This is a genomic window from Actinomadura sp. WAC 06369, assembly GCF_003947565.1.
GTDB lineage: Bacteria > Actinomycetota > Actinomycetes > Streptosporangiales > Streptosporangiaceae > Spirillospora > Spirillospora rifamycini.
Genome location: NZ_QHJN01000217.1, coordinates 1 through 11,291 on the forward strand (window position 1 = coordinate 1; position 11,291 = coordinate 11,291).

The 11,291-nt window shown below is 72.5% G+C and carries 11 protein-coding genes; 5 read left to right on the forward strand and 6 right to left on the reverse strand.

Annotated elements, in window-relative coordinates; genetic code table 11:
• Positions 1-288: 288 nt before the first annotated feature.
• The 4 genes from DMH08_RS35530 to DMH08_RS35545 all read right to left on the reverse strand — a co-directional run bounded on the left by DMH08_RS35530 (position 289) and on the right by DMH08_RS35545 (position 6,263).
• Positions 289-1,350: a 2-oxoacid:ferredoxin oxidoreductase subunit beta gene (locus tag DMH08_RS35530; protein WP_125620518.1), complete on the reverse strand. Its 1,062-nt coding sequence runs from the start codon at positions 1,348-1,350 to the stop codon at positions 289-291.
• A complete protein-coding gene (locus DMH08_RS35535) occupies positions 1,343-3,184 on the reverse strand; it encodes a 2-oxoacid:acceptor oxidoreductase subunit alpha (protein ID WP_026404265.1) in 1,842 nt (613 codons plus the stop codon). The genes DMH08_RS35530 and DMH08_RS35535 overlap by 8 nt, the downstream gene beginning before the upstream one ends.
• A gap of 370 nt (positions 3,185-3,554) precedes the next feature.
• A complete protein-coding gene (locus tag DMH08_RS35540) occupies positions 3,555-5,051 on the reverse strand; it encodes a hypothetical protein (RefSeq protein ID WP_125620520.1) in 1,497 nt (498 codons plus the stop codon).
• A 138-nt stretch (positions 5,052-5,189) separates the two neighbouring features.
• Complete coding sequence (locus DMH08_RS35545; RefSeq protein ID WP_233618011.1) at positions 5,190-6,263, reverse strand: hypothetical protein; 1,074 nt, start codon at positions 6,261-6,263, stop codon at positions 5,190-5,192.
• Between the two features lie 354 nt (positions 6,264-6,617).
• Here DMH08_RS35545 and DMH08_RS35550 point away from each other — a divergent pair, with 354 nt between their 5' ends.
• From DMH08_RS35550 to DMH08_RS35570, 5 genes are all read left to right on the forward strand, one after another.
• The gene (locus tag DMH08_RS35550) at positions 6,618-6,989 is read left to right on the forward strand and encodes an NADH-quinone oxidoreductase subunit A (RefSeq protein WP_026404262.1); all 372 of its coding nucleotides are present in this window, start codon (positions 6,618-6,620) and stop codon (positions 6,987-6,989) included.
• Positions 6,990-7,050: 61 nt separating this feature from the next.
• The gene (locus DMH08_RS42695) at positions 7,051-7,719 is read left to right on the forward strand and encodes an NADH-quinone oxidoreductase subunit B (protein WP_325052978.1); all 669 of its coding nucleotides are present in this window, start codon (positions 7,051-7,053) and stop codon (positions 7,717-7,719) included.
• On the forward strand, positions 7,698-8,090 hold the full coding sequence (locus DMH08_RS35560) for a hypothetical protein (protein WP_125620522.1): 393 nt from the start codon (positions 7,698-7,700) through the stop codon (positions 8,088-8,090). Before DMH08_RS42695 ends, DMH08_RS35560 begins: the two co-directional genes overlap by 22 nt.
• Positions 8,087-8,707: an NADH-quinone oxidoreductase subunit C gene (locus DMH08_RS35565; protein ID WP_125620523.1), complete on the forward strand. Its 621-nt coding sequence runs from the start codon at positions 8,087-8,089 to the stop codon at positions 8,705-8,707. Before DMH08_RS35560 ends, DMH08_RS35565 begins: the two co-directional genes overlap by 4 nt.
• Positions 8,700-9,653: a complex I subunit 1/NuoH family protein gene (locus DMH08_RS35570; protein WP_026404261.1), complete on the forward strand. Its 954-nt coding sequence runs from the start codon at positions 8,700-8,702 to the stop codon at positions 9,651-9,653. The genes DMH08_RS35565 and DMH08_RS35570 overlap by 8 nt, the downstream gene beginning before the upstream one ends.
• A 9-nt stretch (positions 9,654-9,662) precedes the next feature.
• Here DMH08_RS35570 and DMH08_RS40560 read toward each other — a convergent pair whose 3' ends face one another.
• Positions 9,663-10,481, reverse strand: coding sequence for a hypothetical protein (locus tag DMH08_RS40560; RefSeq protein WP_158642450.1), 819 nt, complete (start codon positions 10,479-10,481; stop codon positions 9,663-9,665).
• 61 nt (positions 10,482-10,542) lie between these two features.
• Positions 10,543-11,291 (reverse strand): ComEA family DNA-binding protein (locus DMH08_RS35580; RefSeq protein WP_148108631.1); only part of this gene is annotated, 749 nt, incomplete at its 5' end.

The following is an 11,291-nucleotide window of genomic DNA, read 5'->3' on the forward strand; positions in this document are numbered from 1 at the left end:
GGGAAGGGTCGGTGAGGGGCTGGGTGTCCTGATTGTCCGGGGTCGGGGCGTCGTCCTTCTGGCGTCGACGGTCCTTGTTACGGCGCGGCACGACCCGCATCGTCACCTCCCCGGGGACATGATCTCTCCAGTGTTCCAGGATGAGACGCCGTCCCGCACCGTGTCGCGTCCGAACCCGGCCGCTGTTCGCTGATCGCTCACCACGTGGAACGGTGCCCGTTTCGCGACGGTTCCATACGCGAAAAACCCGGCCCCGCAAGGCGTGGGGCCGGGTTCTCCGGGTGTGCGTCAGTCGATGCGCCAGGTGTCGCCGCTGCCGAGGAGGGCGGCGAGGTCACCGGCGCCCTGGGCCTCGACGGCCCCGTCGACCTGCTCGCGCATCAGCTCGTCGTAGGACGGGCGGTCGACGTCGCGGAAGATGCCGATCGGGGTGTGCTCGAACGCGGGCGAGTCGAGGCGGGACAGGGCGAACGCGTGGGACGGGTCCTGGCTGTGGGCGTCGTGGACCACGATCTCGGACGGGTCGACGTCGGCGACGTTCACGACCTCGAAGGAGCCGGTCGGGGTGCGCCGGAGGCCCTTCGAGCGGTCGGCGCCGAAGACGATCGGCTCGCCGTGCTCCAGGCGGACGGTGACGTCGTCGCGGACGTCGGCGTCCTTCAGCGGCTCGAAGGCGCCGTCGTTGAAGATGTTGCAGTTCTGGTAGATCTCGACGAGCGCGGTGCCGCGGTGCTGGGCGGCGGCGCGCAGCACCGACTGCAGGTGCTTGCGGTCGGAGTCGATGGTGCGGGCGACGAACGTGCCCTCGGCGCCGACGGCGAGCGAGATCGGGTTGAACGGCGCGTCCAGGGACCCCATCGGCGTCGACTTGGTGACCTTGCCGAGTTCGGACGTCGGGGAGTACTGGCCCTTGGTCAGCCCGTAGATCCGGTTGTTGAACAGCAGGATCTTCAGGTTGACGTTGCGGCGCAGCGCGTGGATCAGGTGGTTGCCGCCGATCGACAGCGCGTCGCCGTCGCCGGTCACGACCCAGACCGACAGGTCCGGACGCGAGGTGGCGAGGCCCGTCGCGATCGCGGGGGCGCGGCCGTGGATCGAGTGGAACCCGTAGGTGTTCATGTAGTACGGGAACCGGGACGAGCAGCCGATGCCCGACACGAACGTGATGTTCTCCTTGCGCAGCCCGAGTTCGGGCAGGAAGGACTGGACGGCCGCGAGGATCGCGTAGTCACCGCAGCCGGGGCACCACCGGACCTCCTGGTCGGTCTTGAAGTCCTTCAGCGTCTGCTTGCCGTCGGTCTTCGGGACCAGGGAGAGGGGGCTGCGGCCGTTGCCGTTGACTTCACTCACTGTCGATCACATCCTGGATGACGCCCTGCAGCTCTTCGGCCTTGAAGGGCAGGCCGCGGACCTGGTTGTAGCCGATGACGTCCACGAGGTACCGGCCGCGCAGCAGCAGCGCGAGCTGGCCCAGGTTGATCTCCGGCACGATGACCTTGTCGTAGGAGCGCAGGACCTCGGGCAGGTTCGCGGGGAACGGGTTGAGGTGCCGCAGGTGGGCCTGCGCGACGTGCTGCCCGGTGTCGCGGACGCGGCGGACGCCGGCGGAGATCGCGCCGAACGTGCCGCCCCAGCCGAGGACGAGCACGCGGGCCGCACCGGACGGGTCGTCCACCGTGAGCGGGGCGATGTCGTTCGCGATGCCGTCGACCTTGGCCTGGCGGAGCCGGACCATCTTGTCGTGGTTCGACGGGTCGTAGGAGATGTTCCCGGTCCCGTCGGCCTTCTCCAGCCCGCCGATCCGGTGCTCCAGCCCGGCGGTGCCGGGGATCGCCCACGGACGGGCGAGGGTCTCCGGGTCCCGCTTGAACGGCTGGAAGTCGGCGTCGGACGCCGCCGCGAAGTCCGGCTCGATCTTCGGCAGGCCCGCGACGTCCGGCAGCTTCCACGGCTCGGAGCCGTTCGCGAGGTAGCCGTCGGACAGCAGGATGACCGGCGTGCGGTACTTGACGGCGATACGCGCGGCCTCGATGGCGGCGTCGAAGCAGTCGGACGGCGACTGCGGCGCGATGACCGGGACGGGCGCCTCGCCGTTGCGGCCGTGCATGGCCTGGAGGAGGTCGGCCTGCTCGGTCTTGGTGGGCAGCCCGGTGGACGGTCCGGCGCGCTGGACGTCGATGACCAGCAGCGGCAGCTCGGTGGCGACGCCGAGACCGATCGTCTCGCTCTTCAGCGCGATGCCCGGCCCGGACGTCGTGGTGACGCCGAGGGACCCGCCGAAGGACGCGCCGAGCGCGGCGCCGACGGCCGCGATCTCGTCCTCGGCCTGGAACGTTCTGACACCGAACCGCTTGTGCTTCGACAGTTCGTGCAGGATGTCGGACGCCGGGGTGATCGGGTACGAGCCGAGGTACACCGGCAGCCCGGACTGGACGCCCGCGGCGACGAGCCCGTACGCGAGCGCGACGTTGCCGGTGATGTTGCGGTACAGGCCGGACTCGTGCTCGGCCGGCTTGATTTCGTACTGGACCGAGAACGCCTCGGTGGTCTCGCCGTAGCTCCAGCCCGCCTGGAAGGCCGCGATGTTCGCCTTCATGATCTCGGGCTTCTTGGCGAACTTGCGCTCCAGGAACGCGAGCGTCCCCTCGGTCGGGCGGTGGTACAGCCACGACAGGAGCCCGAGCGCGAACATGTTCTTCGCGCGTTCGGCGTCCTTCTTGGAGATGTCGAAGTCGGCGAGGGCGGTCACCGTCATCGACGTGAGCGGCAGGGCGTGCACCCGGTACTCGGCGAGCGAGTCGTCCTCGACCGGGTTGGCCGCGTAGCCGACCTTGGCGAGGTTGCGCTTGGTGAACTCGTCGGTGTTGACCAGGACGTCCGCCCCGCGGGGGAGGTCCCCGAGGTTGGCCTTGAGGGCGGCCGGGTTCATGGCGACCAGGACGTCGGGCGCGTCGCCCGGCGTGAGGATGTCGTGGTCGGCGAAGTGCAACTGGAAGCTGGACACGCCGGGGAGGGTCCCGGCGGGGGCGCGGATCTCGGCCGGGAAGTTCGGCAACGTGGAAAGGTCGTTGCCGAACGCGGCCGTCTCCTGGGTGAAGCGGTCGCCGGTCAACTGCATGCCGTCACCGGAGTCCCCGGCGAAGCGGATGATGACGCGGTCGAGCTGCTGGACCTGTTTGGTCACAGAGGAAGACCTCCTCGACGCGCAGCACCCGACCTGGGGGAGGCACCCAGAATCGTGATGCTACTTAGGCTTGCCTTCATGGTATGTCCGGGAGGCGATGCTGGGATCGGGGGACTGCTGAGTCACCGGACACCGCGGGTACGAACTGGTCGAATCCCCCTGGTCACCGCTGACACAGGCAGCTGTGCTGGCGGCAGAGGTCGACGTGCAGCCGCCGGACGAGCCGTTTGCGGTTCGCCGAGGAGCCGTCATCTCCCATGGGCACGGAGTTCACGCCCCGAAGTGTAGACAGAGCGAAATCCGTTCGAACCCACCGGCCCCCACGCGACCCCGGCCGCGGCCGACTCCGGCCGCCCGGCCCGCCGGGCGCTCACGGTGTCCGCGACGTCACGGCCTGCGGGGCGTCCGGCGCCGGCGTGCCGGGCGAGGCGGACGATCCGGGCCGCGGCGCCGCGGCCTGCACCAGCTCCCGGCGCTCGGCGTTGATCTCGGCGAGCAACTCCCGGACGTCGTCCGCGGCGAGCGCCTCGCCGATCACGCGGGCGCTCGCCTGGTACGGGTACGAGCCCGGGTTGTTCAGCGCGGCCTGCATCCACGTCCGCCACTGCTTGCCCGCGACCGTGCAGCTCAGCGTGACCGTCCGGGCCTCCGTCACGGGCGCCGACCCGCGGCAGGTGCCGAGCGGCCGCCCTCGCGAATCGAGCGATGCCCGCAGCGACGCGCGCGCGTCCCGCGAGACCGTCCCCTCCCAGGTCGACAGCGTCGCCGGGACCTGGACGGTGCAGCCGTTCACGTTCTGGTCGCAGTTCTTGAACGTCAGCTTGCCGGGCGTGAAGTGGAGCGTGGGGTCGGGTGCGCCGCCGAGCCGCTTCACGCGCGCGCGCAGCTCCTTGAACAGGGGCGCCGGGTCGGTGAGGGGCTGCGCCTTGAGCGCGAGCGAGGTCCGGCCGGACGTGCGCACGCCCAGCAGGCGGTGCGGTGCGGCGGCCGCGACGAGGTACTCGGCCTCCGCGGCCCGCACCACGTAGGCGGGGACGCCGCCGACCTCCTCCCGCTTCGGGTTCGCGGACGCCTCGGCGAGCATCCGCGCCACCGACTCCGGCGACAGCACCTTCGCGACGTCCACGCCGGGCAGCGTCAGCGGCGCCTTCGCCCAGGCGCCCGCGTAGTACTCGGGATGCTCGGTGCCCGCCGCGTACGCGCGCCAGAAGTCGAGCTCCGCCTTGATGTAGGTGACGCCGTCGACCGTGGCGAGCAGCGCGGTGCGGGCCCCGGCGGTGAGGGTCCCGCTGGCCGACCCCTCCGGGCTGATCTGCAGCCGCAGCTGCGCGGGGCCGCCCGCGACGGTGAGCGTGCCCGCGTAGCGGAGGCCGAGCCCGTCGGTGAGCCGCCGGCCCGCCGCGAGCGACCACGCGGGCGGCGGCGTCACGGACGGCTTCGCGATCGGGCCGGACGGTGCGTCGTCCGCGGCCGTCGCCATCGTGACGGCGCCTGCGGCCGTCGCCGCCATCGCGACCCCGGCCGCGAGCAGCAGCATCCGGTTCCGCTTCGCCATCCCGCGCTGCCGCCCCGGCACGGCCCCGGGCGCCACCGGCCCCCGGCCGTCCGGCGGCACCCGCCCGGGCCGGCCCGGCCCATCGGGCCGGCCGGCGCCGCCGAACCCGGCCGGGGCCGGGGCGGCGTTCGGCCATGCGGGGTCGTCCGCGAACGCGTCCGGGTGCCGCTCGTGCGCGGCCCGTCCGGCGACCGGCACGTCGCGCGGCACGCCGGCGCGGCGGCCGCGCCGCGGGGCGACGGGCTCGTGCGGGCGCCCGGGAGGCGTGCGGGGCGCGGCGGGATCGGTGGGCTCGGAGGAAGGGACGTCCACGATGACAAGAATGCCCGACGACGCGGGTCCCCGGAGCGGGGACGGACGCGTCGCCGGGCATCCGGGCGCGGCCCGGTGCGGCGCGCGGGGCACCGCGGATGCGGTGCCCGGGCGCCCCTCACCGGCGGTGGCCTGCGCCTACTCGCTCTCGAGGCCGCTCTGCATCGCCTGGACCTCGCTCGCCGTGGCGCCGATCACCTTGTAGTCGGCGTGCTTGTAGAACGTGCCGCCGGTCTTCTCGGCCCAGCTCGTCCACGCGGAGCTCTTGACCCGGCAGCTCGCCCAGACCGGGCTCTCCGTCTTGATCGTGATCGTGGTGGTGCACTCGCCGAGGCTCTTGCCCGTCAGGCTCCCGGCCGTCAGCGAGAACTGGATCTCGATGCTGACGGGCGTCCCGGCCCCGTACGGCGGCCGGATCTGCGCCTGCACGGTGCAGCCCGAGTCGTCCTGGCAGTTGCCCTTCTTCCACTCGGCGATCGTCGGGCGCGCCGCCGCGTTGAACGAGTCCTTCAGCTCGCCCATGCTCGTGCGCATGTTGGAGACGATCGTCTCGCTCTGCGAGGAGCTCTTCGGGCTGACGTCCAGCGCCACACGAGGGGACGTCGCCTCGTAGTGCAGCAGCTCGGGATCGTCGGAGTCGCTGATGTAGAGCGTCGAGGAGAACGTGCTGAACTTGAGGGCCTTCGTGCCCTTCCAGCTCGTCTCGACCGGGTCGACCGTTCCGCTCGCGGCCGCGTCCAGCTTGGACGCCAGCGCCGTCGGCGACAGCTCCTCCTTGAACTTCAGGTCGAGCTCGTCGGCGTTCATCCGCCCCCACTGCTCGCCGTCCTTCAGGTAGTACGGCGTCTCGGAGCCGGAGATCTGCTGCTTCCAGAAGGCGGTGCCGGCCTTGGCGAACAGCATCCCGTCGGCCGCCAGCACGGTGACCTTGCTGTTGTTCCAGGTCACCTCGCCGTAGGCGCGGCCGCCCTTGGTGACCGACAGTTCACCGCGGACCGCGTTCGCGCCGCCGCCGAAGTCGCCCTCAAGTCCGACGGAGGTGTCGGCGCCGATGTCGTCCGCCGCGGCGCGCAGCTTCTCCTCGGGGGTCATGCCGCCGCTCGTGGCGATCACCACCGCGACCACGGCGACGATGAGCACCACCACCAGGCCGCCGCCGACCAGCAGAGCGATCAGCGGGCCGTTGCCGCGCTTCGGCGACGGCGGGGGCATCCCCGGCCCCATCGGCGCACCCGGCGGCGGGGGGAAGAAGGGGGGAGGGGTGCCCGGTCCGCCCGCCCCGCCGGGGACACCGGGACCCGGCCCGCCCGGGACGCCGGGACCGCCCGGACCCGCGGGCGGCGGCGGAGGCGGCCAGGACGAACCGCCCGGGGTTTCCCAGCCGCCCGGTGGCGGAGGAGGAGGGTTGCTCATCTGGTCACGTCCTTCCAGGTCAACTGACCCCAATGCATCACTAGTGTGCAGTAAAAGGATGACACTGCGATCCTCCAGGGGGGAGTTGGGCCGTCACACTCCCCGGGGGCCGTCCTCAGGGATACTTGGTGAGACGCAGGCCGGGAGGAACTCGTGCATAACTATTTCGACTCATATGCGCTTGTCCTGGCGCTGCTCCTGGTAGGAGGCGCCGTCGTCGGGGGCGGGCTCGCCGCCAACCGCATGCTGCGCCCGCATCGTCCCACGTCCGAGAAGCTCATGACGTACGAGTGCGGTGTCGACCCGGTCGGCGAGGGCTGGGCGCACTCGTACGTCCGGTACTACGTGTTCGCCTACCTGTACGTCGTGTTCGCCGTGGACGCCGTCTTCCTGTTCCCGTGGGCGACCGTCTTCGACGCCCCCGGCTACGGCTTCACCACCCTGGGGGAGATGTTCGTCTTCCTGGGGTTCCTCGCCACCGGCCTCGCCTACGCCGCGAAGAAGGGCGTCCTGTCCTGGGTGTGACCGCCCGCCGCGGCCTTCCGCGGGCCTGAACGGGGCGCGCCCCGGCTGTCACAATGAGGGCGTGGGCAACGAGGGAACGGGCGCCGTCGATCTACCGCCGCCGGGCGTGGGGCCGCTGTCGCGGGTCGCCCCGAAGCCGATCAAGTTCGTGCTCAACTGGGGGCGCCGGTACTCCCTGTGGGTGTTCAACTTCGGTCTCGCCTGCTGCGCGATCGAGTTCATCGCCACCTCGATGAGCCGGCACGACTTCATGCGCCTCGGCGTCATCCCCTTCGCGCCGGGGCCCCGGCAGGCCGACCTCATGGTCGTGTCCGGCACGGTCACCGACAAGATGGCCCCGGCCGTCCGGCGCCTGTACGAGCAGATGCCCGAGCCGAAGTACGTCATCTCGTTCGGCGCGTGCTCCAACTGCGGCGGCCCCTACTGGGACTCCTACAGCGTCACCAAGGGCGTCGACCAGATCATCCCCGTGGACGTGTACGTACCGGGGTGCCCGCCGCGTCCCGAGGCGCTGCTGCACGGCATCGTCCGCCTGCAGGAGCGGATCGCGGGGGAGACGCTGCGGGACCGGTACGACGGCGACCCGGTGACGCCCCCGCCGCCGCCGCGCCCGCTGTCCCCGACCGTCCTGCGCCGCCGGACGACGACGCGGCGCGCGACGCCCCCGAGTACGACGAACGGCCGCTCGGGCCGTCCGACGTCGAGGCCGTGCAGGCGGCCGACGTCCTGACGCAGCCCGTCCCGTCCCTCGACGGCGCCCCGCCGGTGCCGGGACCCGCGGACGAGACGATCCCGGTGGCCCCCGTCGGCGACCCGGCACCCCCGCCCCGTCCCACCGGGCGGACGCCGGACGGGGACGAGACGGTCCCCGTCCTGCCCGTCGGGAACCCCGACGGGGACGAGACGCTCCCGGTGCAGGCGGTCGCGGACGACCCGCCGCGGTTCGGCCTCCCCGGGCGCCGCGCCCGCGACCTGCGCGACCACGACCCGACGATCATCCCCGGGCTGTCCGACGGCGGACCCGACGACGAGATCCCGCACGACGACGAGATCCCGCACGGCGAGATCGGGCACGGCGACGAGATCGGGCGCGACCGGTGACCCCGGACGGGGCCGCCGGGCTCGAGTCCGCGTGGCGCGAGCGGTTCGGCGACGAGGTCAGCACCGAGGAGACGCACGGCGGCCTCGCCGTCGGCGTCCCGCCCGAGCTGTGGACGGACGCGCTGGTGTTCGCCCGCGACGACCTGGCCTGCGGCTTCTTCGACTGGCTGACCGGCGTCGACGAGCTGGAGGACGGCTTCGCCGTCGTCGTGCACGTGTACTCGCTCGAACGCCGCCACCACCTGCTCGTCCGCACGCGGGTCCCCCGGGACGCGCCGGTGCTGCCGACCGCGACGGCCGTGTACCGGGGCGCGGCGTGGCACGAGCGCGAGACGTTCGAGATGTTCGGCATCGCGTTCGAGGGGCACCCGCACCTCGTGCCGCTCCTCCTGCCGGACGGCTTCGAGGGGCATCCGCTGCGCAAGGACTTCGTCCTCGCGGCGCGGGTCGCGAAACCGTGGCCGGGCGCGAAGGAACCGGGCGAATCGGGGCACGGGGCGCCGAGCCGCCGCCGCGTCCGTCCGCCCGGGATCCCCGACGCGGGCCCGTGGGCGGAGGCGGCCGAACGCGCCGCCCGTCCCGCCGCACCCCCGCCGGAAAGGGACGCGGATGCTTGAGGCCGTCGTCAAGCTCGCGCTCGTCGCGGCCGCGTTCGCGGTCCTGCCGCTGCTGGTGGGGCAGGCCGAGCACAAGGTCATGGCCCACATGCAGAGCCGCCTCGGCCCCATGTACGCGGGCCGCTTCCACGGGTGGGCGCAGCTCGTCGCGGACGGCGTGAAGTTCGCGCAGAAGGAGGACGTGGTCCCGCGGGCGGCGGACGGGTGGGTGTTCAGGCTCGCGCCGGGCGTCGCGCTCGTCCCGTACCTGCTGGTCCTGCTCGTCATCCCGGTCGGGCCGGGCGGTCAGGTCGCGCTCGACCTCGGCGTCGGGGTGTTCTTCGCGCTGGCGGTGATGGGCGTCGGCGTCATCGGCGCGATCATGGCGGGCTGGGCGTCGGCGAACAAGTACGCGCTGCTCGGCGGGATGCGCGTCGCGGCGCAGCTCATGTCGTACGAGCTGCCGATGGTGTTCGCGGCGGCGTCGGTGGCGATGGCGGCGGGGACGCTGTCGCTGCAGGGCGTCGTCGAGGAGTGGCGCTGGTGGTGGCTGCCGTGGCAGGCGGTCGGCGCGGTCGTGTTCTTCGTCGCGGGCCTCGCCGAGCTGCGCCGCCCCCCGTTCGACATGCCGGTCGCCGACTCGGAGATCATCTTCGGCCCGTACACCGAGTACGGCGGCCTCCGGTTCGCGCTGTTCATCCTCGCCGAGTACGCCGGGATCGTCGTGCTCTGCGCGCTCACGGCCGTCCTGTTCCTCGGCGGGTGGAAGGGCCCGTTCCTGAACACCGAGCTGGGCTGGCTGTGGACGGCGCTGAAGGTCGCGGCGCTCGTGTTCTGCGTCATCTGGCTGCGCGTCGCCAACCCCCGGATGCGCGAGGACCAGCTGCAGAAGCTCGCCTGGGCGTGGCTCGTGCCGCTGTCCCTCGCGCAACTCGCGCTCACCGGCGTCCTGAAGGTCGCGCTCTAGGGGTACCCGCTAGAGGTACTCGTCCTCGCCGTTTTCGAGGTCGTTGAGCCCGAGGTGCAACGGGTCGAGCGGCCCGTCGCCCCACGGTTCGAGGTACGTCTCGGGGTGCCTTTCGGCTCCGTCCGCCCAGCGGACGCCCAGCCACTTCGTGGCGAGCACCGGCTCCCGCAGCGGCGGCAGGGCCGCGGCGACGGCCTCCCAGTCGAGGGCGAGTCTGTCGACCGTTACGCCGCCGAAGGACTCGGGCGCCTTCCCGGCGTCGGCGTCCGCGAGGATGCGGTCGAGTTCGGCGCGGGCGGCGGCGTCGCCGTCCAGGCTCCGCTCGTGCAGGTCGAACGCGTGCGCCAGCAGCGGCAGCGACCGCTCCGGCGAGAAGTCGTACGGCTCCAAGATCCGCGCGACGATGCCGCCGGTCTCGTCGCCCTCGGTCTCCTCGGTCTCTTCGGTCTCCTCCTCGTCGTCCTCATCGTCCTCGTCCTCGTCGTCGTAGTCGTCGAGGTCGTCGGCCGACAGGGCGAGCACCCGGGCGAGCGCGGCGTCGCAGCGCTCGTCGCCCGTCCGCAGGAAGGGATGCAGGTCGACGCCCTGGACGATCTCGCCCTCCTGGACGACCCACGCGTGCAGGACGGCGCCGTACAGCATCACCAGGTAGCCGTCCGCCCCGTGGGCCCGGCGCTCGAAACTCTCGCGGAGCAGGTCGAGCGTCGGCGCGACGTGCACGTCCCCCTGCCGGGCGCCGCCGGGCGACACCGAGAACTCCAGCAGGTAGCAGCTGTGCGGCAGGCCCTCTTCTTCGTCGTACGGTTCGATGATCGGCGCGTCGGGCACGTGTCGGCCTCCGGGGAGCGGGAGCGGGTTCGGAGACCGGTTCTACCGGACGGGTCGGACGTTACGGCAGGAAGATCGTGAAGTCGGCGAGCTGGGGGAGGACGTCGGGGGGCAGGTCGGCGTCCACGACCATCTCCTCGACGGAGATGAAGGGGCCCGTCTCCGCGCGCCGCCGCACGACCCGTTCGGCCAGCTCGGGCGTCATGCCGGGCAGCGCCGCGATGATGTTGGGCGGGGCGTGGTTGACGTCGACGAGGCCGCCGTCGTCGTAGGTGCGCGGCTCGTCCGGACGTCCGATGCGCAGCTCGCGCGCGAGCGCGGGGTCGCGCGCGGCGAGCTCCCGGGCCTCCTCCCGCAGCGTCCGCCGGAACTTGGCGACCTCGACGGCGTGCTCGTTCGCGAGGTTGCGCGGCGGCTCCTTCGGGAACACCTTCGACCGCGCCGCGAACGCGTGCCCGGTGCCGCCGATCCACAGCAGCATCATCAGGAACGAGCCGATCGCGCTGAGCAGCAGGCTGTCGAACCCGAACGACGCCATCGACACCATCAGGCCGGCGCCGTAGCCGGTGGCGGCGGCGCCCATCCCCCACGAGCCCCGCTTGATCGCGGCGTACATGAACGAGAACGGCGTCCCGTACCCGAAGGTGAGCAGCGGGACGAGCGCCCAGCCGACCCCGCTCGACACGGCGGGGGCCACGACCGGGACGGGCGGCGGTGGCGGCAGCGGCGCCGCCGGCGGGTGCGGCGCCCGCCACGGCGGCGACCCGTACGGGCGGGGCGGACCGCCGTGCGGGACGCGCGGCGGTCCGC